The sequence below is a fragment of the Pseudonocardia sp. Ae505_Ps2 genome (genome assembly GCF_001932425.1).
In the GTDB taxonomy this organism is placed as follows: domain Bacteria; phylum Actinomycetota; class Actinomycetes; order Mycobacteriales; family Pseudonocardiaceae; genus Pseudonocardia.
In genome coordinates, this window is the sequence record NZ_MCIP01000001.1 from 2617039 (window position 1) to 2639252 (window position 22214).

At 73.5% G+C, this 22214-nt stretch carries 22 protein-coding genes and 2 tRNA genes; 13 read left to right on the forward strand and 11 right to left on the reverse strand.

The features are described from left to right. Positions 1 to 280: 280 nt before the first annotated feature. Entirely contained in the window at positions 281 to 1612 is a 1332-nt protein-coding gene (locus tag Ae505Ps2_RS12585) for an AarF/UbiB family protein (RefSeq protein ID WP_075553638.1), read from the reverse strand. Beyond that, positions 1609 to 2559 (reverse strand): hypothetical protein, encoded by a 951-nt coding sequence (locus Ae505Ps2_RS12590; protein WP_075308082.1) that lies wholly within the window; start codon positions 2557 to 2559, stop codon positions 1609 to 1611. The genes Ae505Ps2_RS12585 and Ae505Ps2_RS12590 overlap by 4 nt, the downstream gene beginning before the upstream one ends. A gap of 91 nt (positions 2560 to 2650) precedes the next feature. On the opposite strand from Ae505Ps2_RS12590, the gene Ae505Ps2_RS12595 reads away from it, so the two are divergent. Then, on the forward strand, positions 2651 to 3292 hold the full coding sequence (locus Ae505Ps2_RS12595) for a YgjP-like metallopeptidase domain-containing protein (RefSeq protein WP_083695603.1): 642 nt from the start codon (positions 2651 to 2653) through the stop codon (positions 3290 to 3292). A gap of 7 nt (positions 3293 to 3299) precedes the next feature. On the opposite strand, the gene Ae505Ps2_RS12600 is transcribed toward Ae505Ps2_RS12595, so the two are convergent. Together Ae505Ps2_RS12600 and Ae505Ps2_RS12605 are read right to left on the reverse strand one after the other, a co-directional pair. After that, positions 3300 to 4970, reverse strand: a complete 1671-nt coding sequence (locus Ae505Ps2_RS12600; protein WP_075553639.1) for a zinc-dependent metalloprotease — start codon at positions 4968 to 4970, stop codon at positions 3300 to 3302. 99 nt (positions 4971 to 5069) lie between these two features. After that, positions 5070 to 6074 (reverse strand): PDZ domain-containing protein, encoded by a 1005-nt coding sequence (locus tag Ae505Ps2_RS12605; RefSeq protein ID WP_084786260.1) that lies wholly within the window; start codon positions 6072 to 6074, stop codon positions 5070 to 5072. Between the two features lie 268 nt (positions 6075 to 6342). Between Ae505Ps2_RS12605 and Ae505Ps2_RS12610 the strand changes: the two genes are divergently transcribed. The 3 genes from Ae505Ps2_RS12610 to Ae505Ps2_RS12620 all read left to right on the forward strand — a co-directional run bounded on the left by Ae505Ps2_RS12610 (position 6343) and on the right by Ae505Ps2_RS12620 (position 9683). Next, a complete protein-coding gene (locus Ae505Ps2_RS12610; RefSeq protein WP_075554223.1) occupies positions 6343 to 9264 on the forward strand; it encodes a UPF0182 family protein in 2922 nt (973 codons plus the stop codon). Positions 9265 to 9368: 104 nt separating this feature from the next. Continuing rightward, a tRNA-Met gene (locus tag Ae505Ps2_RS12615) sits at positions 9369 to 9445 on the forward strand. 161 nt (positions 9446 to 9606) lie between these two features. After that, positions 9607 to 9683 (forward strand) — tRNA-Met (locus Ae505Ps2_RS12620). Positions 9684 to 9725: 42 nt separating this feature from the next. Here the strand turns inward: Ae505Ps2_RS12620 and Ae505Ps2_RS12625 are convergent. Next, a complete protein-coding gene (locus Ae505Ps2_RS12625; RefSeq protein WP_075308074.1) occupies positions 9726 to 10304 on the reverse strand; it encodes a dihydrofolate reductase family protein in 579 nt (192 codons plus the stop codon). An 88-nt stretch (positions 10305 to 10392) separates the two neighbouring features. On the opposite strand from Ae505Ps2_RS12625, the gene Ae505Ps2_RS12630 reads away from it, so the two are divergent. After that, complete coding sequence (locus Ae505Ps2_RS12630) at positions 10393 to 10995, forward strand: TetR family transcriptional regulator (protein WP_075308072.1); 603 nt, start codon at positions 10393 to 10395, stop codon at positions 10993 to 10995. On the opposite strand, the gene Ae505Ps2_RS12635 is transcribed toward Ae505Ps2_RS12630, so the two are convergent. Beyond that, positions 10962 to 11564 (reverse strand): methyltransferase, encoded by a 603-nt coding sequence (locus tag Ae505Ps2_RS12635; protein ID WP_020621771.1) that lies wholly within the window; start codon positions 11562 to 11564, stop codon positions 10962 to 10964. The genes Ae505Ps2_RS12630 and Ae505Ps2_RS12635 overlap by 34 nt on opposite strands. 33 nt (positions 11565 to 11597) lie before the next feature. Between Ae505Ps2_RS12635 and Ae505Ps2_RS12640 the strand changes: the two genes are divergently transcribed. Then, the gene (locus tag Ae505Ps2_RS12640) at positions 11598 to 11825 is read left to right on the forward strand and encodes an RNA-binding S4 domain-containing protein (protein ID WP_075553641.1); all 228 of its coding nucleotides are present in this window, start codon (positions 11598 to 11600) and stop codon (positions 11823 to 11825) included. Positions 11826 to 11828: 3 nt separating this feature from the next. On the opposite strand, the gene Ae505Ps2_RS33370 is transcribed toward Ae505Ps2_RS12640, so the two are convergent. The 3 genes from Ae505Ps2_RS33370 to Ae505Ps2_RS33380 all read right to left on the reverse strand — a co-directional run bounded on the left by Ae505Ps2_RS33370 (position 11829) and on the right by Ae505Ps2_RS33380 (position 14837). Then, complete coding sequence (locus tag Ae505Ps2_RS33370) at positions 11829 to 12845, reverse strand: SGNH hydrolase domain-containing protein (RefSeq protein ID WP_233147429.1); 1017 nt, start codon at positions 12843 to 12845, stop codon at positions 11829 to 11831. Further along, positions 12842 to 13882: an acyltransferase gene (locus Ae505Ps2_RS33375; protein WP_233147430.1), complete on the reverse strand. Its 1041-nt coding sequence runs from the start codon at positions 13880 to 13882 to the stop codon at positions 12842 to 12844. Before Ae505Ps2_RS33375 ends, Ae505Ps2_RS33370 begins: the two co-directional genes overlap by 4 nt. Positions 13883 to 14000: 118 nt before the next feature. Then, complete coding sequence (locus Ae505Ps2_RS33380) at positions 14001 to 14837, reverse strand: transglycosylase SLT domain-containing protein (protein WP_084786261.1); 837 nt, start codon at positions 14835 to 14837, stop codon at positions 14001 to 14003. A 439-nt stretch (positions 14838 to 15276) separates the two neighbouring features. Here Ae505Ps2_RS33380 and soxR point away from each other — a divergent pair, with 439 nt between their 5' ends. Both soxR and Ae505Ps2_RS12660 read left to right on the forward strand, forming a co-directional pair. Then, positions 15277 to 15747, forward strand: coding sequence for a redox-sensitive transcriptional activator SoxR (gene soxR, locus Ae505Ps2_RS12655; protein WP_020621777.1), 471 nt, complete (start codon positions 15277 to 15279; stop codon positions 15745 to 15747). Between the two features lie 52 nt (positions 15748 to 15799). Continuing rightward, positions 15800 to 16564 (forward strand): tyrosine-protein phosphatase, encoded by a 765-nt coding sequence (locus Ae505Ps2_RS12660; RefSeq protein WP_060713116.1) that lies wholly within the window; start codon positions 15800 to 15802, stop codon positions 16562 to 16564. 6 nt (positions 16565 to 16570) lie between these two features. Here the strand turns inward: Ae505Ps2_RS12660 and Ae505Ps2_RS12665 are convergent, their stop codons facing one another. Both Ae505Ps2_RS12665 and Ae505Ps2_RS12670 read right to left on the reverse strand, forming a co-directional pair. Then, on the reverse strand, positions 16571 to 16963 hold the full coding sequence (locus tag Ae505Ps2_RS12665; protein WP_020621779.1) for a hypothetical protein: 393 nt from the start codon (positions 16961 to 16963) through the stop codon (positions 16571 to 16573). Between the two features lie 7 nt (positions 16964 to 16970). Continuing rightward, a complete protein-coding gene (locus Ae505Ps2_RS12670; protein WP_075308066.1) occupies positions 16971 to 17213 on the reverse strand; it encodes a hypothetical protein in 243 nt (80 codons plus the stop codon). Between the two features lie 125 nt (positions 17214 to 17338). Here Ae505Ps2_RS12670 and Ae505Ps2_RS12675 point away from each other — a divergent pair, with 125 nt between their 5' ends. The 5 genes from Ae505Ps2_RS12675 (at position 17339) to Ae505Ps2_RS12695 (ending at position 22125) form a co-directional block, all read left to right on the forward strand. Then, the gene (locus tag Ae505Ps2_RS12675) at positions 17339 to 18511 is read left to right on the forward strand and encodes an acyl-CoA dehydrogenase family protein (RefSeq protein ID WP_075553642.1); all 1173 of its coding nucleotides are present in this window, start codon (positions 17339 to 17341) and stop codon (positions 18509 to 18511) included. 19 nt (positions 18512 to 18530) lie between these two features. Further along, on the forward strand, positions 18531 to 19559 hold the full coding sequence (locus Ae505Ps2_RS12680; protein ID WP_075333016.1) for an acyl-CoA dehydrogenase family protein: 1029 nt from the start codon (positions 18531 to 18533) through the stop codon (positions 19557 to 19559). Between the two features lie 159 nt (positions 19560 to 19718). Continuing rightward, positions 19719 to 20228 (forward strand): helix-turn-helix transcriptional regulator, encoded by a 510-nt coding sequence (locus tag Ae505Ps2_RS12685; RefSeq protein ID WP_020621783.1) that lies wholly within the window; start codon positions 19719 to 19721, stop codon positions 20226 to 20228. Between the two features lie 32 nt (positions 20229 to 20260). Then, positions 20261 to 21367 (forward strand): peptide chain release factor 2, encoded by a 1107-nt coding sequence (gene prfB / locus Ae505Ps2_RS12690; RefSeq protein ID WP_060713113.1) that lies wholly within the window; start codon positions 20261 to 20263, stop codon positions 21365 to 21367. Beyond that, entirely contained in the window at positions 21364 to 22125 is a 762-nt protein-coding gene (locus tag Ae505Ps2_RS12695; RefSeq protein WP_075308060.1) for a hypothetical protein, read from the forward strand. The genes prfB and Ae505Ps2_RS12695 overlap by 4 nt, the downstream gene beginning before the upstream one ends. The last annotated feature ends 89 nt before the right edge of the window (positions 22126 to 22214 follow it).

The following is a 22214-nucleotide window of genomic DNA, read 5'->3' on the forward strand; positions in this document are numbered from 1 at the left end:
GAGTTCAGCATACCATCGGTATGTCAATCGGGTGATGGCGCGGCCGTCCGGTCCGAGCGAACTGGCTGCCGAGTCGTCGGGGTGGCACCTGGTCGACGCGCCGGGAGAACCCGTCGAGCGCGCAGTGGTGGCGGCCCGGCCGGGCCGTGCTCGACCGGGCGTCCCCGCCTCCGCGACGAACCCGGAGACGGCGCTCACCTGCAGTGCTGCGTATCGGTGAGCAGAGCAAAGCGACGACAGCACACCCCTGCCCGGAGGACCGGTGGAGCGAGGGGAGGGGTCAGCCCGTCGGGGCGTCCGGCTCGAACATCTCCGGCTGCCACTCGGCGACGATCTCTCGCAGCCGCACGTGGGAGTCGAGCTGGCACAGGATGCCGACGGTCCCCATCGTCACCCGGTGCACCAGCAGGAACCGCGGGGGCAGGTTCAGCGACCGGCCGATGGCCGCCTCCGGGCTGCGGAGGTCACCGACCCGCTCGGCCTGCTGCTGGATCCACCGGCGGCTGAAGTGGAACTCCTCGGTCCCCAGCGGCTCGGTGAAGGGTGCGAGGTAGCCGAGGATCTGCTCGGACTCGATCCGGGCGCCGTCGCGGACGAACCCGGCCGAGCGCATCAGGGCCATCAGGTCGCCGCTGCGCCTCTCGAGCGCGTACTTGGTCATCGTGACCAGCTCGGGCGGCATGCCGTCGGGCATCCGGGCGACGGCACCGAAGTCGAGGACGAGCAGGCGGCCGTCGTCGAGGATCCCGAAGTTGCCGGGGTGCGGGTCGGCGTGCAGCAGGTGCGCGCGGTCCGGCGCGGAGTAGTGGAAACGGGCCAGCTGGTTGCCCGCGTGGTCGCGCTCCTCGCGGGTGCCGTCACGGATGATCGAGGCCAGCGGACGGCCCTGCACCCACTCGGTGATGACGGCCTTGGGTGCGGACCCGACGACGCGGGGGATCTTCACGTCCGGGTCGTCCTCGTAGAACGCGGCGAACTCGCACTGGTAGGCGGCCTCGTCGCGGTAGTCGAGCTCCTCCTCCATGCGGTCCTTGAGCTCCGCGACCAGCGGCTTGATCTCCATCCCGGGGACCAGCGGCTGCAGGATGCGGCTCATCCGCCCGAGCTGGCGCAGGTCGGAGCGCAGCGCCTCCTCGGCGCCGGGGTACTGCACCTTGACGGCGACGTCGCGACCGTCGCGCTTCCAGACCGCGCGGTGCACCTGGCCGATGCTGGCCGAGGCGGCAGGGGTCTCGTCGAAGTCGGCGAACCGGGACCGCCACGACCGCCCGAACTGCTGGGTGAGCATGTAGTCGACGTCGGCCATGGGCATCGGCGGCGCCGCGGCCTGCAGCTTGGTGAGTGCCTCGCGGTAGGGCTCGGCGTACTCGTCGGGCACGGCCGCCTCGAACACGCTCAGCGCCTGCCCGAACTTCATCGCTCCGCCCTTGAGCTCGCCGAGCACCTCGAACAGCTGCTCGGCGCTCTTGGCCGCGAGCTGGGCGGCGATCTCGTCGCGGTCACCACCGGTGAGACGGCGCCCGAATCCTGCCGCGGCACGTCCGGCGACGCCGAGCGGGAGGCCGGCGAGCTTGGCGGTGCGCGAGACGGTCCGTCGGGGAATGTCGCTCACACCATGATTGTCCACCCGGCCGGGGTGGTCCCGCACGGCGCGGTGGGCCCCGACGCACCGTCCGGTACCGGCCCGGCCGCTGCGCCGCAGGGGCAGCCGGGGCGTCGGAACCCCGGTCGGGTGACGACCGTCGCCGCCTCCGCGCCGACCTCCAGTACCGCTCCCCACGACGCGGGCGGCGCCCCGCCGCGCACCGGCCCGTCGACGGCGGCGAGCACCTGACCGACCGCCACCGCCGCCGTCGCGACCAGCACGTGCGGTGCCGCCGACGACGGCACCCCGGCCGTGCCGGGCGCCCCGGCGCAGTCGGGACACGGCCCGCGGCCGGGCAGGACGAGCGGCCCGACCGCGCCGCAGCCGTCGCGCAGGGCCACGAACAGATGCTCCATCGGCGACTCCGGCGGCAGCGGCCCGTCGCCGACGAGCACCACCAGGTCCGCGGGGACCCGCCGGGGCGGATCGGTGCCGACGCCCGCGTCGCGCAGGAAGGCGCGTAGCTCGACCTCGCGGTCCCGGCCCGGCCCCACCGGCAGCCCGGCCAGGACGTCGTCGGCGCCCGTCACGCCGTGCACCTGCGGGTACAGCTGTCCGATCCCGGCCCGGGCCAGCCCGGCGACGACCGCCACGGCGAGTGCGTCCGCGCCGCGGACCTCGACGAGCGTGCCCTCCCGGCGCCGCCGGACCCGGTCCTCGACATCGGGGTCGGCGAGCAGCCCCGCCCGCCACAGGACGGCGAGCAGCACCGCGACCTCGTCGTCGCCCCGGGTGAGCGCGCCGGTCGCACACGGCCCGTCGACGAGCCGGTCCAGCGCGGCGACGGCGGCGGGGGACAGCTCCTCCAGCAGCCGGGCCCGCGGTGGGCCGGACCCGATCCGGCGGGACCGCGGCCCGGTGGGGAGGACGGCGAGGTGGGCGGCGAGCGCGAGCCGTGGGGGCAGTCCGGTCACCCTGGCCACGGTGCCCGGTCCGCGTGGCGACGGGGCCGGAACGCGTCCGCACCGTTCGCACCCGCGAACCGCGGCGGCCTACCCTGGAGCCATGGCGAGTCCCCCGGTAGAGGTCCGACGCAGCGCCCGCCGGAAGCGCATGGTGAGTGCCCGGCGGGAGGGGGAGCGGCTCGTCGTGTTCATCCCGGGCTGGATGTCCCCCGAGCAGGAACGCGACTGGGTCGCGGAGATGGTGAAGCGGGTCGAGGCGAGCGAGGCACGTCGCCGCTCACCGGGCCGCGACAACGACGAGGCCCTGATGCGCCGCGGCCAGGAGCTGTCGAAGCGCTGGCTGGAGGGGCGGGCGCGGCCGTCGTCGATCCGGTGGGTGCCGGTGATGCGCACGCGCTGGGCATCCTGCACCCCCGACGACGCCACCATCCGGATCAGCGAACGCCTGCGGGACGCACCGGGCTGGGTCGTCGACTACGTGCTGGTGCACGAGCTGGCCCACCTGCTGTCCGCCGCGCACGACGACGTCTTCTGGTCCTGGGTGCGCCGCTACCCGCGCACCGAGCGGGCCATCGGCTACCTGGAGGGCCTCAACGCCGCCGCCGAACTCGGCATCAGCGGTGTCGACGGCGACCCGGCCACCGCCGACGAGACCGACGGGTCCGCCGACACGGACGGAGAGGTCGGCGGGTTCGGCGGGACCGGCCCCGGGGTGGAGCCGGTCCGCGCGACCGGGACCTGAGCCGGGCTCAGGAGCCCGACCGGCCCGACCCGTCCTCGCCGTCGGTGCCGTCGGTGTCCTCCGAGGAGGGCTTCTCCGACGACCCGGACGAGTCCGAGGTGCCCGAGGACGAGGTGTCCGACGAGGTGCCGGACGACTCGGCCTTCTCCGCGTCCTTCTCCGCGTCCTTCTCCGCGTCCTTCTCCGCGTCCTTCTCCGCGTCGGCCGCCATCTGGCGCTCGAGCTCGGCGATCGGGTCGTCCGGGACGGCCCCGCCGGCCGTGCCGCCGCGCACGAAGGCGGCCGGGTCGTCCAGGTCGTCGGCCGACGGGATCAGGTCGGGGTGGGCCCAGACGGCGTCGCGACCCTCGACGCCGCGCTCGGCGCCCAGGAGCTTCCACAGGTCCGCCGCGGCCCGCAGCTTCCGCGGCCGCAGCTCCAGCCCGACGATCGTCGCGAACGCCTGCTCCGCGGGTCCGCCCGAGGCGCGACGGCGACGCATCGTCTCGCGCATCGCTTCGGCCCCGGGCAGGCGCTCGGACAGGGCCTCGGCGACGACGGTGTCCACCCAGCCCTCGATCAGGGCGAGCAGGGTCTCGAGCCGGGCCAGCGCCGCCTTCTGCGCCGGGGTGTCCTCCGGCTCGAACATGCCGGACTGCATGGCCTCCTGGATCGACTCCGGGTTCGACGGGTCGATCCCGCGGGCGAGCTCCTCGATACGTGAGGTGTCCACGGTGATGCCGCGGGCGTACTCCTCGACGGCGCCGAGCAGCCGCTCGCGCAGCCAGTGCACGTGGGTGAACAGCCGCTGGTGGGCGGCCTCGCGCGCGGCGAGGAAGAGCGTGACCTCGCCGGCCGGGCGGTCCAGGCCCTCGGTGAACCGGGCGACGGCCTCGGGCAGCAGGGCCGACGTGCGCTCCGGGCCGACCGGGATGCCGAGGTCGGTGGAGGTCAGCACCTCCTTGCCGAGCTGGGCCAGGCCCTGGCCCAGCTGGCTGCCGAACGCCATCCCGCCCATCTTGCCGAGCATCCCCAGCATCGGGCCGGCCGCGCCGCGGACCTCCTCGGGCAGTCCCTCGACCCAGGCCGAGGACAGCCGCGTCGCCACCGGGTCGCAGAGCCGCTTCCAGGTCGGCATCCCGGCCCGCACCCAGTCCGAGGGCGTCCAGGCCTTCACCTCGCCGCCGGAGGAGGGGAACGACGTCGCCGGGTCGAGCCACAGCTCCGCGAGCTTCACGGCCTCGGCGACCCCGCTGCGCTGGGCGTCGGTGAGCGACGACGTCGACTGCGCGAGCTGCTGGGTGGCGATCTGGGCGGCGAGGTCGTAGTCGACGGGCCCACCGTCGCCGGAGCCGCTGCTGGAGAGCATCTGGCCGAGCTGGGACAGCATCTGGCCGAGCTGGCTCATGTCGAACTGGCCGCCGCCGGGAATGCCCGGCATGCCGGGGAGCCCGCCCATGCCGAACGCCGCGAACGGGTTCTGGCCCGCGCCGCTGGACGGCCCCGAGGGGTCGTCGGACTGCGGGTGCGACCCGAAGCCGAACGGGTCCTTCGGGCCCTCGGGCTCACCCTTCCCACCCGTGCCCGACGCACCCCCGTCCTTGCCGGAGGCGTCGCCGGAACCCGAGTCGGGCTGGTCGCCGGGCTCGCGGTCGGGGTCACGGTCGGCGGGGCCGAAGCCGAAGGGGACGTCGCTCATGGCGTCCACCGTACGCGGGGCCGGGGGGGGGTGGTCGCCGCCCCACGGCCGGTGGATCGGGCCTGGTGGGGCCGTGTTCGCTGCGGGCGGACCGGGGAACTAGGAGCATCCGGCGGGCGTACCGCCGGTGTCGAGGGTGGTCAGCGCGCCGACCGCCTCGTCGAGGGTCCCGACCCGCACCAGCTGCAGCCCGTCGGGTGCGTCCTCGGCGGCCTCGGCGCAGTTCGCGGCCGGCACCAGGAACGTCTGCGCGCCGACCTCGCGGGCCTTCAGCATCTTGAACCGGATGCCGCTGATCGGGCCGACCCGGCCCTCCGCGTCGATGGTGCCGGTGCCGGCGCCGAACCGGCCGCCGGTCAGCGGGCCCGGGGTCAGCTTGTCGACCAGCGCCAGACTGAACATGAGGCCGGCCGAGGGGCCGCCGACGTCGCCCAGGGAGATGGTCAGCTTCTGCCCCTCGGCGGGCGAGGTGGCCGGGGTGATGCCCAGGAAGGCCCGCGCCGGGTCGTCCGGGTGGGCGGCCGGGGTGACGGTGACCCGGCTCGGCGCGGCGTCCCCGCGCCGGATCGTGAGCGTGACCGGCTCCCCGGGGCGTGCGGCGCCCATCGCGTCGAGCAGCCCCTGGACCGAGGTCACCGGGGTCGCGCCGACGGCGCGGATCTCGTCGCCCGGCTCCAGCACCCCCGCCGACGGCGAGCCGGGGGTCAGCGCGCCGACCGTGACCCGGGTCGGCAGGTGGAGGTGGTTCAGCGCCGCGGCCTCGGCGTTCGCGATCGAGCCGTCGAACTCCTGCTGGTTGGCCTGCGTGACCTGCTCGGTGGACTCGCCGGGCGGGTACAGCGACCAGCGCGGCGCGAGCCGGTAGGTGCCCGAGGCCCACATGCCCAGGGCCCGCAGCGTCGAGATCCCGTCGGTGACGCCGACGGTGGTCATGTTCAGGTGCCCGGTCGTCGGGTAGGTCGGCAGCCCCTCCGCCGACACCACGGGCGTGCCGTCCACCTCGCCGAGGGTGTCGAACGTGGGCCCGGGCCCGAGGGCGACGACCGGCGCGGGGACCACCGTCCCGACCGCGGTGAGGGCCAGCAGCACGAGGACCGCGGTCACCCACGTCGAAGATCGAACGCCCACGGGACGGAACCCTACGATCGTGCGACGGCGGGGGTGCGCCCGACCCCGGTCCGTCCTGCGACGATGCGGGTCGGGGTGCCGGTGCCGAGCTGCCCGATGTGTCGTTTTCGTCCCGACACGCCGGGGCCCGACGGCGACTTCACCGAACCTCCGTACAGTTGCCCTCGGAGAACCGTGCCGTCACCCCAGCCGGCCGCGCTCTCCACGTGTCGTACCCGAACTGTGGAGTGTGCCCGTGTCGTCCATGCGGCCCCCTGTGGGAGCGCCGTCGCTGACCCGCCGAACCCGGATCCTGCTGGTCGCCGCGGGCGTCCTCGTAGTGCTTCTGCTCGGTGGCTCGCGGCTGTTGAACTTCTACGTCGACTACCTGTGGTTCGGCGAGGTCGGTTTCCGGAGCGTCCAGCTCACCCGGCTGTTCACCCAGATCGTGCTCTTCGGGGTCGTGGCCCTGGTGGTGGGTGGTCTGGTCGCGCTGACGCTGTGGCTGGCCTACCGGTACCGCCCGGTCTTCGTGCCGGTGTCCGGCCCCGAGGACCCGGTCGCGCGCTACCGGACCACGATCATCCAGCGCCTGCGCCTGTTCGCCGTCGGCGTGCCGGTCGTGATCGGGCTGATCGCCGGTCTCGCGGCGCCGGCGCAGTGGGAGACCGTGCAGATGTTCCTGCACGGCACCCCGTTCGGCCGGGCCGATCCCGAGTTCGGCAACGACATCGGGTTCTACGCCTTCACCCTGCCGTTCCTGCGGATGAGCCTGAACTGGTTGTTCGTCGCCGTCGCGATCTGCTTCGTGCTCGCGCTGGTGACCCACTACATCTTCGGCGGCATCCGGCTGTCGGGCCGCTCCGGCTTCGTCTCCACCGCCGCGCGGGCCCAGCTCGCCGTGCTCGCCGGGGTGTTCGTGCTGCTCAAGGCCGTCGCCTACTGGTTCGACCGCTACGACCTGCTGTGGTCCAACCGGAACGCGCAGACGTTCTACGGCGCCACCTACACCGACCTCAACGCGGTCCTGCCCGCCAAGCTGATCCTGCTGGTCATCGCGGTGATCTGTGCGCTGGCGTTCTTCGTCGCGGCGTTCCGCCAGAACCTGCAGATCCCGGCCGTCGCCGTGGTCATGCTCGTCGTGTCCTCGATCCTGGTCGGAACGGCGTTCCCGCTGGTGCTGCAGCAGTTCGTCGTCGCACCCAACGCGAACGTCAACGAGGCCCCGTCGATCGAACGCAACATCGCGGCGACCCGGGACGCCTTCGGCATCGGGCCGGACAAGGTCGACATCACGCCCTACGCGGGCACGTCGGAGGCCACACCGGCCCAGGTCCGGGCCGACACCGACACCATCCCCAACATCCGGCTGCTCGACCCGGGCAAGCTCAACCGCACGTTCACCCAGCTCCAGCAGCGACGGAACTTCTACGGGTTCTCGCCCAACCTGGACATCGACCGCTACACCGTCGGCGGCCAGACCCGCGACTACATCGTCGCGGCGCGCGAGATGAACGCCAACGGCCTGGTCAACAATCAGCAGGACTGGATCAACCGGCACCTGGTCTACACCCACGGCAACGGGATCGTGGCCGCGCCGGCGAACCAGGTGAACGAGGCGCTGGAGGACGCGGGCGGCTCCGGCGGCCTGCCGAACTTCCAGGTCTCCGACACCCAGCAGCAGGGCTTCGTGCCCGTCCAGCAGCCCCGCATCTACTACGGCGAGCTGCTCGACAACCAGTACTCGATCGTCGGCGCCGAGCCGGGCACCCCGCCGCGGGAGTACGACTCCGACGAGGCGCAGTACACCTACACCGGGGCCGGCGGCGTCCCGATCGGCGGGCTGTTCAACCGCACGGTGTTCGCGCTGGCCTACGGCGAGCGGAACATCCTGTTCAACAACTCGATCAACGCCGACTCGAAGATCATGTACGTCCGGAACCCGCGGGACCGCGTGCAGGCGGTGGCCCCGTGGCTGACGCTGGACAACGACCCGTATCCGGCCGTCGTCGACGGGCGGGTGCAGTGGATCATCGACGGCTACACCACGCTGCAGAACTTCCCCTACGCCGAGCGCGTGCAGCTGGGTGACGCCACGTCGGACTCGCGGCTCGGGCCGAACGGCCAGCAGCTGCCGAACGACACGATCAGCTACCTGCGCAACTCGGTGAAGGCCACCGTCGACGCCTACGACGGCACCGTGAAGCTCTACGCCTTCGACGAGACCGACCCGGTCCTGCAGACCTGGGAGAAGGCGTTCCCGGGCACGGTCGAGCCGCGCTCGGCGATCACCCCGGACCTGCAGGCCCACCTGCGCTACCCGGAGGACCAGTTCAAGGTCCAGCGTGAGCTGCTGACCCGCTACCACGTCGACGACCCGAACGAGTTCTTCTCCACCGTGTCGTTCTGGGACGTCCCGTCCGACCCGACCGTGCAGGGCGGCAACGGCGGCAGCCAGGCCGCGCAGCCCCCGTACTACATCTACGCGGGGCTGCCGGGGCAGGAGGGCGCGTCGTTCCAGCTGACCAGTGCGCTGGTCAGCCTGCGGCGGCAGTTCCTCGCCTCCTACGTCTCGGCCAGCTCGGACCCCGACACCTACGGGAAGCTGACCGTGCTGCAGCTGCCGAACGAGACCCAGACGCTCGGCCCGCAGCAGGTCCAGGCCCGGTTCCTCGGCTCGCCCGAGGTGTCGTCGGAGCTGAACCTGCTACGGCAGAACCAGACCACGATCGACTACGGCAACCTGCTGACGCTGCCGGTGGCCGGTGGTCTGCTCTACGTCGAGCCGGTCTACATCGAGCGTGCGGGCGGGCAGGACAACTCGACCTACCCGCAGCTGGCCCGCGTCCTGGTGTTCTACGGCGACCGGCTCGGCTACGACGCGAGCCTGTCCCGGGCTCTCGACGAGGTGTTCGGCGCCGGCGCCGGTGCCGCCGCCGGCGGAGCCGCCCCGACGACCGGGCAGCCCGGCCGGCCGACGACGCCCACGACCCCGACCACGCCGAACGGTCAGGGCGCCCAGACCCCGGCGGCACCCAATGCGGCGCAGGCGACCGCGGCACAGCAGATCCGCACGGCGTTGAACGACCTCAAGGCGGCCCAGCGGTCCGGTGACTTCGCCAAGCAGGGCGAGGCGCTGGCGGCGCTGGACCGTGCGGTCGCGGCGTTCCAGAGCGCCGGCGGCTGATCGCGGCTGGTCCTCGTCGGGCCGGACCCCCCTGCGGGTGGGGTCCGGCCCGGCGTGTAGGGTTGTGCCTACAACACAGACGGAATGCACGCGGTTCCGTTCGGCGCGGGGTGGAGCAGCTCGGTAGCTCGCTGGGCTCATAACCCAGAGGTCGCAGGTTCGAATCCTGCCCCCGCTACCACTCACGAAGGCCCCCGAGGACACCTCGGGGGCCTTCGTCGTTGCGAGGTCCCCGGACACCGGAACCGACCCCCCCGAGGGGCCGGTGAACGTCCGGTGTACGGTGGGGACACACCACAGAGGTGAGACAACACAGACGGGACCGCACGCGGTCCCGGACGGCGCGGGGTGGAGCAGCTCGGTAGCTCGCTGGGCTCATAACCCAGAGGTCGCAGGTTCGAATCCTGCCCCCGCTACCACTCACGAAGGCCCCCGGGGACACCCCGGGGGCCTTCGTCCTGTCAGGGGGTCCGCGCGTACTCGGCGACGACCACGCCCGAGCGGTACGGCGTCGACCGCACCAGCTCCCAGGACCGCGGGTGGTACCCGCCGGCGTCGTCGAACAGGGACTTGCCCGCCCCGAGGACGACCGGGTTCATCTTGAGCACCAGCCGGTCGATCTCGCCCGCCAGCGCGGTCGCGAGCCGCCCGCCCCCGCAGAGCCAGATGTCGGCGCCGTCGCGGCGTCTCAGCTCGCGGACGAGCTCCACCGGGTCGCGCCCGGTCAGGGTGATCCCGGCGGGCACCGCGTCGGCGGGGCGGCTGCGGGACAGGACGTACTGCTCCAGGTGCGGATACGGGTCGACGGTGACCGACAGGCCTGCGGCATAGGTGTTCCACCCCATCAGCACGGTGTCGAAGCGGGTGTTGTCCGCGGTCAGCCCGAGCATCTCCAGCCCGACGGCCGGGATCGTGTCGGTCCAGTCGCGCAGGATCATGTCGATGTGGTCGCCGGTCTGCGGGAAGGCGTCGAAGGTGTCGTCGGGGGCCGCGATGCGGCCGTCGAGCGACACCGCGACGTAGTAGACGAGCTCACGCACGGGCAGACCTCCGGGGTCGATCAACCACGACTGCTGTCGTGGTTGATCGAAAGTACAACAGGCGTCGTGGTTCGTCTACGGTGCCCGTATGGCACGCAACGACGACCGCAGGCAGCGGCTGGCCGACGCCGGGCTGGCCGTGCTGGCCCGCGAGGGCGCCCGGGGGCTGACCCACCGCGCGCTGGACCGGGAGGCCGGTGTCCCGACCGGCACGGCGTCGAACTACTTCCGGACCCGCGCCGAGCTCGTCCGTGCGCTGGCCGACCGGATCGGGCAGCGGCTGGCGCCGGACCCGGAGACCGTCGCCGGGCTGCGGGCGGGGGAGGCGGGGCCTGCGATGTTCGCCGACCACATCCGCGACGTCGTGCGCCGGCTCGGCGCCGAACCCGAGGTGACGCTGGCGCTGTTCGAGCTGCGCCTGGAGGCCGCCCGGCGGCCGGAGGTCGCCGAGGTCATGGGGGAGTGGCTGCGCGCGGCGTTCGCCGGCGACGTCGCCTACAACCGGGCCGCGGGGCTGCCCGGCGGGCCCGCGGAGATCGCGCTGTTCCACTACGCGGTCGACGGCCTGCTCCTGGACCGGCTGACCCTGTCCATCGACCCGGACACCCCGACCGACGCCGTCGTCGACGCGCTCGTCGACGGTCTGCTCCCGCCCGCTCAGGGCGCCGGTGCGACCTCCAGCACCCGATAGCCGCGCTCGGAGGCGAGCCGGGTCGTCGGGAAGCCCTGCTCGTCGCTCAGCCACCGTTGCAGCGAGTCCGAGCCCAGGTTCTTCGCCACCACCAGGTAGGCCCGTCCGTCGGGGAGGAGCCGCGGGAGCCAGCGCAGCAGCAGCTCGTGCAGCGCGGCCTTGCCCGAGCGGATCGGGGGGTTGGAGTAGATCCCGGCGAAGGTCACGTCGTCGGGAACCTCCTCGGGCCGGCAGGCGGTCACGTTGCCCAGCCCGGCCGCCTCGGCGTTCTCCCGGGTGAGGCCCAGCGCGCGCTCGTTGAGGTCCACCGCCCACACGGGCAGCCGACGGCGCCGGCTGGCCAGCGTGAGCGCGATGGGGCCGTAGCCGCAGCCGACGTCGAGCAGCGGCCCGCGGACCGGCGGCATCGGCGCGGTGTCGAGCAGCACCTTCGTCCCGCGGTCGAGGCGGCTGTGCGAGAACACCCCGGTGTCGGTCACCAGCGACAGATCCACGTCGGAGGTGTGCAGGCGCACCGACCCGCGGTGGCTCGCGACGGACGGCGTGGCGCTGAAGTAGTGGTCACCCACGCCGGGTGATGCTACGGCGGGGACACTGGGTGCATGTCGACACCACAGCCGATCCCCGAGGACGTCCCCATCCGTGAGGAGCCGATCCGGATCGGCCAGTTCCTCAAGCTCGCCGGACTGGCCGAGGACGGCGCGGACGCCCGCGAGATCCTCGATGCGCGCGAGGTCACCGTCAACGGGGCGCCGGAGCACCGTCGTGGCGCCCAGCTCCGCCGTGGCGACGTCGTCTCGGTGGCCGGGCGGAGCCTCCGCCCGGCCTGAGGCTCACCAGCCGAGGTGGTCGAAGGCCGTCGACAGGGTGGGGGCGAGGGTCTCGGCGTAGGTCGCGGTCAGGTGGTTGTCGTCCATGTAGACGAGCACGTTGCCCACCTCGCTGCGGCAGAGCGCCGGGTCGCAGATGCCGTCGGACACGTCGGCGAACACCACGTTCGGCGGGACGCCCGGGACCACCGACCACGGCGGGTACGGCTGGTACAGCGTGTGCCGGTCGACGTCGCAGTCCGGTGCGCCCCGGCCCTGCGTGGCGACGCAGTCGACCACGTTGAAGTCGAACCGCGGGTTGTCGCGGACCGCGACGACCGGGATCCCGGCCGCGTCGAGCCGCTGCCAGGCCTGCACGAACCCCTCGGGGGTCTGCTCGTGCAGCCCGGGACGCACGTCGCGACTGGCGAGGGTCAGGACGGCGTCGGGGTGCATCTCGACCAGCTGGTCGTGCACCGCGGCGTTCCAGTCGGTGCAGCCCTGGTCGTCGGCGACGGTCTCCGAGCGCACCGACATCGGGCAGGCCCCGCGGAACATGCCCACCATCGACCAGTTGCGCTGCTCGGCGATCACCGCGAGCGCGGCGGCGTACTGCTGGGCGTGCGAGTCGCCGACCACGGCGACCGTCCGCTCCGAGGTCTCCGGGTCCGGCGCGGGCACCGTGCAGACCTCCAGCTCCGCGCCGTGCTCGGACGGCCCGCAGTCCCAGCTGGTGCCGTGGTAGCTCCAGTCGTCGGGCGCCTGCACCAGCGACGGGGTCAGCTCGGCGTCGGCCGGGTCGAGCGAGGCGAGGTCGAACTGCGGGGACAGCGCCCCCGCGCCAGGGTGCGACGGCGAGCCCGCCAGCACCGGCGTCGACGCCCGCGCGGTGGCCAGCCCGTACCAGGACCCCGCGGCGACGAGCACCGTCAGCGCCAGCACCCCGCCGGTGCGCAGCGCGCGGCGTACGTCGAGCGCGGCGACCCGCTGCTCGACGAACCGGTGGGTCAGCCAGGCCAGCACGAACGACACCGCGATCACGGCGGCGCCTGCTCCAGGTCCAGTCGGTCCTGCCCGGTGCGCACCAGCGTGAGCGTCAGGATCGGCCAGTGCCACAGGTACAGCGGGAACGAGAGGTCGCCGATCGTGCGCAGCACCCGTCCCGACAGCAGGTGGTCGACGCCGAACCGGTGCCCGGACCGCCCGGCGACCAGCACCATCGCCGCGGCCAGCGTCGGCCAGAGCGCGGCCCAGCCGGGGAACGCGCGGTCCACCTGCAGCAGGATCCCGCAGGAGACCAGCGCGACCACGCCGCCCCAGCCGAGCACGGCGCGGGTGCCGGGGGTCAGCTCCGGCCGGTCCTCGATCCGGGAGATCCACAGCGCCAGCAGCCCGCCGAGCGCGAACTCCCAGATCCGCGTCGCGGAGTGGAAGTAGGCCAGCGGCTGGTTCACCAGCGTCAGGTACCCCGAGTACGCGAACGACGCCCCGCCGACGGCGAGCAGTGTGCCGGTGAGCCGGCGGTGCAGGTCGGCCCCGTCCCGCCGGGTCGCGATCGCGACGCCGGCCACGACCAGCGGCGCGAGCAGGTAGAACTGGCCCTGGATGGACAGCGACCAGAAGTGCTGGACGATGCTCGCCGCGTTGTCGCGGGCCGCGTAGTCGACCGAGTTGTGCGCCAGCTCCCAGTTCTGCAGGAACAGCAGCGACGCGACCGTCTCCCGGACGGTCGGCATCCACCGGTTCTCCGGCAGCAGCCAGAACCCGGCCACCACCCCCGCGGTCAGGACCACCGTCATCGCCGGCAGGAGCCGGGAGAACTGCCGTCGCCAGGTGGCGAGCACGTCGATCCCGCCCCGCGCCGCGGCCCGGTACAGGCCACCGGTGATGAGGAAGCCGGTGATCAGGAAGAACACGTCGACGCCGCCGGAGACCCGGCCGACCCAGACGTGGTAGACGACCACCAGCAGCACCGCCAGGGCGCGCAGGCCCTGCAGCTCCGGACGGAACCGGGAACGCGTGGCACCGCCGGCGGTCGTTCCGGTGCGGGCGGCGGGTGCTCCACCGGGAGACGTCACGAGTGGCAGCTCCTCGTTCGGCACGGTCGGGTAAAGGAAAGTTTACGTCCCGGCCGCTCAACGACGACGGCGGTCACCGGGTTCCCCCGGTGACCGCCGTCATGGGTCAGGGTGTCGCTCAGTATCCGATGTATCCGCCGTGGCTGCCGACCCGGCCACCCGCGTCGAGCGTGTCGATGCCGTAGCGGTCGATCATGTACCGGACGCCCGCGGTGATGTTCGCGATCGGGTCGGTGATCGACCGGTCCGCGAAGTCCGGGTGCACGTAGGCCGCGAACGTCGAGGGGATGACCTGCATGAGGCCCTCGGACGGGTTGCCGGCCGCGGCGTTGGAGTCCCAGTTGTTGATGGCGTTGGGGTTGCCGTTGGACTCCTTGAGGATGATCCGCTTGAGCCCGGCCGCGTAGGACTGGGACAGCCCCATGTGGTCCAGGGCCTCGGCGATCCAGCCGTCCAGCCCGCCCTTGGCGACGATCGCGTCGATCCGGGCCTTCTCGGCTGCGCGCGCCTGCTCGGCCGCGGTGGCCTTGGCGTGCTCGGCGGCGATCTTCGTCGCGATCTCGTGCGCCTTGCCCAGCGACGCGAGGTCGGCGTCGGCGGCGGGGGCCGCGGACTGCAGCGTGCCCGACGCGGCGGACGACTGGACGAAGGAGACCGGGCTGAAGAAGCCGGAGGTCGAGCCGTCGGTGGCCTTCGTGGCGGACGGGATGTTCGCGGAGTACGCGGCCAGCGTCGTCGCGGCGGTGGTGCCGCCCTCCTCGGCGTCGGCCTGCGCGGAGGTCCCGTCCAGAGTGGTCGGGACGATCGCGGCGAACGCGCCGGAGGCGAGCACGCCGAACGCGGCGCCGGTGGCGGCCGTGCGGGTGCCCGCACGCCGTGCGGCGTGCGCGGGGCCACCGTGCCGCGGCGAGCGGAGGGACGGCGCAGCGGCCGTTGCTGCGGGTGTGGTCGCCACGGATCGGGGGAACCCGTGGTGGCCACCGGGGGAGCGGTGTCCGGTCAAGGAAACGCCTTTCAGATCACGGACGGCACCGCGCACGAACGGCCGGGTCGGGGGTCCCGGGTGAGCCGGTCGGGGAGTCCGGCTCCAGCCCGCTCGTGATCGGGCCGTGATGACTGGGGACAACCGTAGAGGCCCCCGCCCCGGGGGTCCAGCACCGGGGTTGTCGGTCGCCGCGCGACAGGCACCGTTCACCGGTTTCGTGATCTTGAGCGTGTGCGCGAGGCAACCCGATGGACGGTGCAACCCGGCCGACGGACGGTGGTCTCCGCAGGTGGCGGGCAGGCGACGAACGGCGCAATACTAGAGTTGGCTCAAGGTTTTCACGGGCCGTCCCCGTGCGCGGAGCGGCGCGCGGGGACGGCCGCGGCGGGGTGGCGGACGGGGGACGGGGATGGACACGGGCGACCTGTTGACCATCGGGGAGATCGTCGAGCGCAGCGGGTTCCCGCACTCGGCGCTGCGCTACTACGAGCGCGAGGGGCTGATCTCCGCGACCCGGACCTCGGGCAACCAGCGCCGCTACCGGCGCAGTGTGCTGCGCAGGCTCGCGTTCGTCCGGGCGGCCCGGTCCATCGGGATCGGGCTGGAGGAGGTCCGTACCGCCCTCGACGCGCTCCCCGCCGACCGCACACCGACCCGGTCGGACTGGGCGCGGCTGTCGCGGTCCTGGCGCGGCAGGCTCGACGAGCAGATCGAGGCGCTGACCGCCCTGCGCGACGGCCTCGACGGCTGCATCGGCTGCGGCTGCCTGTCGATGACGACCTGCCGTCTGGTCAACCCCGACGACGCCGCCGCCGCGTACGGCGACGGCGCCCGGACGCTGCCCGCCGCGCTGCGTCGCCCGCCGGTGCACGGCCGGTGAACCCTGGGTCGCGACCGCTGCCGTGGCGGGCCGGGATGCCTAACCTGGGGTCGTGACCGATCTCGTACCGGACCGTTGGTTGACCGTCGACGGCCTCGCCAACGCCCGTGACGTCGGCGGCCTCCCGCTCGACGGCGGGGGCCGCGTCCGCACCGGCGTCCTGCTGCGCACCGAGTCCCTGGAGGGGCTGGGCCCGGCCGCCGTCGCGTACCTCACCGACGAGCTGGGCGTGGTCCAGGTGCTGGACCTGCGCACCGACCGCGAGCGCACGACCTACGGCCTCGGTGCGCTCGCCGACGCCGGGGTGCCGGTGCACCGGCTCAGCTTCATCCCCGAGACCGGCATCGCGCTGCCGGAGACCGGGGACGCCCACGCGGCGCTCGACCCGATGCTCGGCCACTACCTCGCCTACCTGGAGGGCCGGGGGGAGTACGTCGTCGACGGGGTCCGCCGGATCGCGGCCCTGGACTCCGGCACGACCGTCGTCCACTGTGCCGCGGGCAAGGACCGCACCGGGGTGCTCGTCGCGCTGGTGTGCGCCGCGGTCGGGGTGCCGCGGGAGGAGATCACCGCCGACTACGCGCTGTCCGCGACCCGGATCGACGCCCTGTTCGAGAAGTGGACGACCGCCTCCGGCGAGCCCATGCCGCCCGCCGACGAGCTCGACCGGCACCGCCCGCGGGCCGAGGTCATGGCCGAGTTCCTGCGGCTGCTCGACGAGCGCCACGGCGGCCCGGTCGGCTGGCTGCAGGAGAACGGCCTCACCGACGACGAGCTGGCGCGCCTGCGGGCCCGGCTGCGTGAGGAGAGTGCCTGAGCACCCTCAGGGCAGCTCCTCGATCGGCACCATCGGGTCGAGCTTGCGCAGCGACCCCGGGTCCCCGGTCACCGCGGGCCAGCCCCGGCGCCGGGCGGCGGTGACGACCTGGCCGGTCACGATGTCGTCGAGCCCCTGGGAGGCGAGCAGCAGCCCGGCCTCCTGGGCGCTCTCCGGGGAGAGCTCGTGGATCACGGTGTTCGGCAGGCCCAGTAGGACCTGCAACGCGGCGTGGTGCTCGGCGTCGACCATCGACCAGGCGCGGCCGAGGGCGGCGCTGGGCACCGCGAGCACGATGTTCTCCTCCACCGCGGCCCACACCAGGGCGCGCATGTAGACGGGACGACCGGTCGCGAAGGCCGCCAGAGCCGAGGCATCGAGGACGCGTCCGCCGATCATCGCGGGCTCAGCCGACGGCCACGGGCGGAACCGGGCGCAGCGAACGGCGCGCGGCATCCAGCTCGTCGGCCGGCGGGGGACCGCCGTAGAGTTCCGCGAGGGTGGCCAGGGAACGGTCCCGGTCCTGTCGTGCCTGCACGGCTTCCGCCACGTAGGCGGACAGGCTCGCCGCCGATCCGCGGGACACCGCGTCCCTCGCCTCTGCCACCAGCTCGGCCGGCAGCGTGACCGTCACCCGCTCGCTGCGCATACCGGAATGGTACTCCGCGCATACCGCCACCGGCCACGGGCACGCCGTGGGAAGCAGGTTACCGGCGGGTATGGAAGGCTCCGGGGCGGGACAGTGCCGACCTCACACGCAGAACGGGTGCATCCATGGACCTGACCTTCACCCCCGCCGAGGAGGAGTTCCGCGAGGAACTGCGCTCCTGGCTCCGCGCCCACATCCCCGACGAGTGGACCCGCCCCGGGTTCTGGGAGTCACTGGAGGACTCCGAGAGCTTCCGGCTGCGGCGCGACTGGGAGCGGGACAAGGCCGACGCCGGGTTCGCCGGCATCCAGTGGCCCGTCGAGTACGGCGGTCGCGGCGGCACCCCCGGCATGAAGGCCATCTACGACGAGGAGACCGTCCGCGCCCAGGCGCCGCGCACGGTCAACCCGCTCGGCCTGACCTTCCTCGCGCCGACGGTCATGGCGATCGGCACCGACGCGCAGAAGAAGGAGATCATCGGCCCGCTGCTGCGCAACGAGGTCGTGTGGTGCCAGGGCTTCTCCGAGCCCGGCGCCGGCTCCGACCTCGCCGCGCTGTCCACCAAGGGCGTCCGCGACGGCGACGACTTCCTCGTCAACGGACAGAAGGTCTGGACCACCAACGCCGTGCACGGCGACAAGATCTTCACCCTGGTCCGCACCGAGGCCGGGTCGGAGAAGCACCGCGGCATCTCGATGCTGCTGATCGACATGAACCAGCCCGGCGTCACCGCGCGGCCGCTGCGCCAGATGAGCGGGGCCAGCGAGTTCGGCGAGGTGTTCTTCGCCGACGCCCGCGTCCCGGTCACCGACTGCCTCGGCGAGATCGGCGACGGCTGGCGCACCGCGATGCTGCTGCTGTCCTTCGAGCGCGGCGCGTCCGGCATCTCCCAGTACACCGAGTTCCGTCGTCAGTACGACGAGATCGCCGCCGTCGCGCGGAAGCTGGGCCGTGCCGACGACCCGGTGATCCGCGACGACCTGGCCCGCGTCCTGACCGAGCTGGAGTGCCTGAGGCTGCACTCGATGCACGTGCTCACCCAGGTCGAGCAGGGCCGCGACCTCGGCTTCGAGGCGTCGATGACCAAGCTGCAGTGGTCCGAGGCGTTCCAGGACCTCTGGGAGGTCTACGACCGGATCCTCGGCGAGGACGCCACGCTGGACGCCCTGCCCGACGGCACCGACCTGCGTCCGCTGCACGCCCAGGCCATGTGGTCGCGCTCGGTCACGATCTGGGGCGGCTCGTCCCAGGTGCAGCGCAACGTCACCGCCGAGCGCGTGCTCGGCCTGCCCCGCTGATCCGCAGGAGGAGCCACCGATGTTCTTCGCACTCACCTCCGACCAGCAGGAGTTCGGCGCCGCGGTGCGCGACTACCTGGCGCAGCGGTTCGACCTCGCCGCCGTGCGGACGGTCGTCGAGAACCCGTCCGACGACGGCAACCCGGCGTCGCTGTGGCGCGCGGCCGGCGAGCAGGGTTGGACCGCGGTCACCGTCGACGAGGACCACGACGGCCTCGGTCTCGGCCTGGTCGAGGCCCAGGTGATCGCCCGCGCGCTCGGGGCGGGCGTCGCGCCCGGCCCGTGGCGCGGCACCGTGCTGGCCGCCGACGCGATCCGGCTCGCCGGCTCCGACGAGCAGAAGGCGGCCTGGCTGCCGAAGCTCGCCGCGGGCGAGGCGGTCGGCGCGTTCACCACCCGGGGCAGCGCCGCGACCGGTCTGCCGGTGGTGGAGTACGGCGCCCTGGCCGACGTCGTCGTCGCGCCGGCCGAGGACGGCCTGCCCGGGCTGGCGCTGGTCACCGGCGCCACGGCGTCGCCGGTCGGCAGCTACGACGGCACCACCCGGCTCGCGTCGTGCAGCGGCGGGACCGCCGAGGCGCTGCCCGGCACCACCGTCGAGCTGCAGCGGCTGCTCACCGACCGGGCGACCGTGCTGGTCGCCGCGGACCTGGTGGGCATCGCCCGCGAGGCGCTGACCCGCACCGTCGCCTACGACCGCGAGCGCACCCAGTTCGGTGTGCCCGTCGGGTCGTTCCAGGCGCTCAAGCACGCGCTGGCCGACCTGCACGTCGGGGTCACGATGGCCGAGCACGCGGCGCTCTACGCCGCGCACGCGGTGGACACCGGGCTCGACGACGCCGAGCTCGCCGTCGCCGTCGCCAAGGCCAAGAGCAGCGACGTGGCGCTCCAGACGACCGCGGCGATGATCCAGTTCCACGGTGGCATCGGCTACACCTGGGAGCACGAGGCGCACTTCTTCTACAAGCGCGCCAAGCGGCTCGCCGGCCAGTACGGCGACGTCGCCGTCTCCCGCGAGCGGATCGCCTCCCTGACCGTCGGCGCCTGACCCGTCCACGGGCCGCGCTTCGTCCGGCCCGGCCCGCTCACCGCGGCCGGGCCGGAGGCCGGCGCGAGGCCGGCGCGAGGCCACAGTGCACGCCGTCTGCTCAGGGCGGATGTGCGCTGTGGACTCGCGCGCCCGGCCCGGACGTGGGACCGTCGGACGATGGCACCCGTCACACCGGTCAACGCCACCGCCGCCGCTCTCCTCGGCCTGCTCCACGGAGGGCCGATGACCGGCGGGCAGCTGGTGGCAGCGGCCGGTGAGCGGTTCGGGCTGTTCTTCTCCGTCACCCGCAGCCAGGTCTACCGCGAGCTGCCCGCGTTGACCGAGGAGGCGCTGCTGCGTCTGGGCAAGCAGGGCCCGCGGGCCAGCCAGCAGTACGTGATCACCGCGGCGGGCAAGCGGTCGTTCAAGCACTGGCTCGCCACCGGCGGCGACGCCGACGCCGTCCGCAGCCCGCTGGTGCTGCGGCTGCTGCACGCGGGGACGCTGACGGTCAAGCAGCGCACCGAGCTGGTCGCGGCCGCCCGTGAGGCCTACGCCGAGCGGCTCGCGGTGGCGCGTGCCGCCGCCCGCGCGACCGACGACCCCTACGGCCGCCCGGTCGCGGACTTCGCCGTCGCCCACACCCGGGCGATGATCAAGCTGATCGACGCGATCCCCCAGGACTGAACCGGGGCGCACCCCGCGTACCCTCGACCGTTGTGAACTCCGACGTCCAGGCCGACCTGAAGGACCTCGACACCACGCTGTCCAGCATCGAGGCCGTCGCCGACGTGCCCCGGCTGCGCCAGGAGATCGAGGAACTGTCCGAGCAGGCGGGCCGGCCGGACCTCTGGGACGACGTCGACGCCGCCCAGCAGATCACCAGCCGGCTGGCCTATGCCCAGGGCGACCTGCGCCGGCTGGACGACCTGCGCCGCCGGCTCGACGACCTGCCCGTGCTCTACGAGCTCGCCGAGGACGAGGGCGACGAGTCCGCGGTCGCCGACGCCGACGCCGAGCGCGCGAAGCTCCGCAGCGAGATCTCCTCGCTGGAGGTCCGCACGCTGCTCTCGGGCGAGTACGACGAGCGCGAGGCCCTGGTGACCATCCGCTCGGAGGCGGGCGGGGTCGACGCCGCCGACTTCGCCGAGATGCTGCTGCGCATGTACCTGCGCTGGGCCGAGCGGCACGGCTACGGCACCGACGTCTACGAGACGTCCTACGCCGAGGAGGCCGGCATCAAGTCGGCCACCTTCGCCGTCCACGCCCCGTACGCGTTCGGGACGCTGTCGGTCGAGGCCGGCACCCACCGCCTCGTGCGGATCTCGCCGTTCGACAACCAGGGCCGGCGCCAGACGTCGTTCGCCGGTGTCGAGGTGGCCCCGGTCGTCGAGACCTCCGACCACATCGAGATCGACGAGAAGGACCTGCGGGTCGACGTGTTCCGCGCCTCCGGGCCCGGCGGTCAGGGCGTCAACACCACCGACTCCGCGGTCCGGCTGACCCACATCCCGTCCGGGATCGTCGTCGCCTGCCAGAACGAGCGCTCCCAGCTGCAGAACAAGGCCTCGGCGATGGCCGTGCTGCAGGCGAAGCTGCTGGAGAAGCGGCGCCAGGAGGAGCGCGAGCTGCGCGACTCGTTCAAGGAGGCCGGGTCCTCCTGGGGCAACCAGATGCGCAACTACGTGCTGCACCCGTACCAGCTGGTGAAGGACCTGCGCACCGAGCACGAGGAGGGCAACCCCTCGCAGGTGCTCGACGGCCAGATCGACGAGTTCATCGAGGCCGGCATCCGCTGGCGCAAGCAGACCGAATCCGCCTCGTGAGCCGGGGTCGTCGCGCGGCCGCCGCCTGCGGCGCGCTCGTCCTGCTCGCGCTCGCCGGGTGCACCGGCGGTGCCCAGGAGCCTGCCGCGGACGGCGCCCCGCCCGCGGCCGTCGCCGCACCGTCGGCCCAGGACGCCGTGGCCGCGGCGGGCACCGCGCTCGTCGACGCCGGCTCGGCGCGGGTCGACGTCGAGCTGGACTCGGTCACCGGCCCGGTGCGTGCCTCCGGTCCCGCCCGCTTCACCCCGTTCGCCGCGGACCTCACCGTGGCCCTGGGCACCCGTGGCGCCCAGGTCAGGGTGCTCGACGACCGTGCCTGGGTCCGCTTCGGCGGGAGCGACCGCTGGCAGCCGCTGTCCACCGGGCTCGTCCCGGTCGGCGCCGTCGGCGGGATGCTGCACGCCGCCCCCGGCCTGCGCGACGTCGTCGCCGCGCCGGGGACCACCGACGTCGACGGCGTCGCCGCGACGACCTACACCGGGTCCGTGGACCTCGCCGCCGCACGGGCCGGTGCCCCGGACCCGGCGGTCGGGACCCGTCTCGACGAGCTCGCCGGGCTGGTCTCGCCGACCCCGCGGTTCACCGCCTGGCTCGGCGCCCCCGACGCCGCCCCCGCCGACCGCGGACGGCTGCTCCGGCTGCGTCTGGAGCCACAGGCCCCGGCCACCGGGACGCGGACCGCCGGTGCCGCCGTCCCGGGCGCGGTCACGGTCTCGTTCGCCGACCCCGGGCTGCCGGTGGAGATCACCGCCCCCTGACGACGCTCCCGCGTCCCGTCGTTCGCCCGCCTCGCGTCTCGTGCCTCGCGCCTCTTGCCTCGCGCGTCGCGGGGTGCGCGTCGCGGTCC

Bases quoted from the DNA above. Each gene is read 5' to 3' on its own strand.
- Ae505Ps2_RS12595 (WP_083695603.1), top strand. From the start codon at position 2,651: ATGGCGAGTCCCCCGGTAGAGGTCCGACGCAGCGCCCGCCGGAAGCGC.
- Ae505Ps2_RS12600 (WP_075553639.1), bottom strand. From the start codon at position 4,970: ATGAGCGACGTCCCCTTCGGCTTCGGCCCCGCCGACCGTGACCCCGAC.
- Ae505Ps2_RS12610 (WP_075554223.1), top strand. From the start codon at position 6,343: ATGCGGCCCCCTGTGGGAGCGCCGTCGCTGACCCGCCGAACCCGGATC.
- Ae505Ps2_RS12630 (WP_075308072.1), top strand. From the start codon at position 10,393: ATGGCACGCAACGACGACCGCAGGCAGCGGCTGGCCGACGCCGGGCTG.
- Ae505Ps2_RS12640 (WP_075553641.1), top strand. From the start codon at position 11,598: ATGTCGACACCACAGCCGATCCCCGAGGACGTCCCCATCCGTGAGGAG.
- soxR (WP_020621777.1), top strand. From the start codon at position 15,277: ATGGACACGGGCGACCTGTTGACCATCGGGGAGATCGTCGAGCGCAGC.
- Ae505Ps2_RS12665 (WP_020621779.1), bottom strand. From the start codon at position 16,963: ATGATCGGCGGACGCGTCCTCGATGCCTCGGCTCTGGCGGCCTTCGCG.
- Ae505Ps2_RS12670 (WP_075308066.1), bottom strand. From the start codon at position 17,213: ATGCGCAGCGAGCGGGTGACGGTCACGCTGCCGGCCGAGCTGGTGGCA.
- Ae505Ps2_RS12675 (WP_075553642.1), top strand. From the start codon at position 17,339: ATGGACCTGACCTTCACCCCCGCCGAGGAGGAGTTCCGCGAGGAACTG.
- Ae505Ps2_RS12680 (WP_075333016.1), top strand. From the start codon at position 18,531: ATGTTCTTCGCACTCACCTCCGACCAGCAGGAGTTCGGCGCCGCGGTG.
- Ae505Ps2_RS12685 (WP_020621783.1), top strand. From the start codon at position 19,719: ATGGCACCCGTCACACCGGTCAACGCCACCGCCGCCGCTCTCCTCGGC.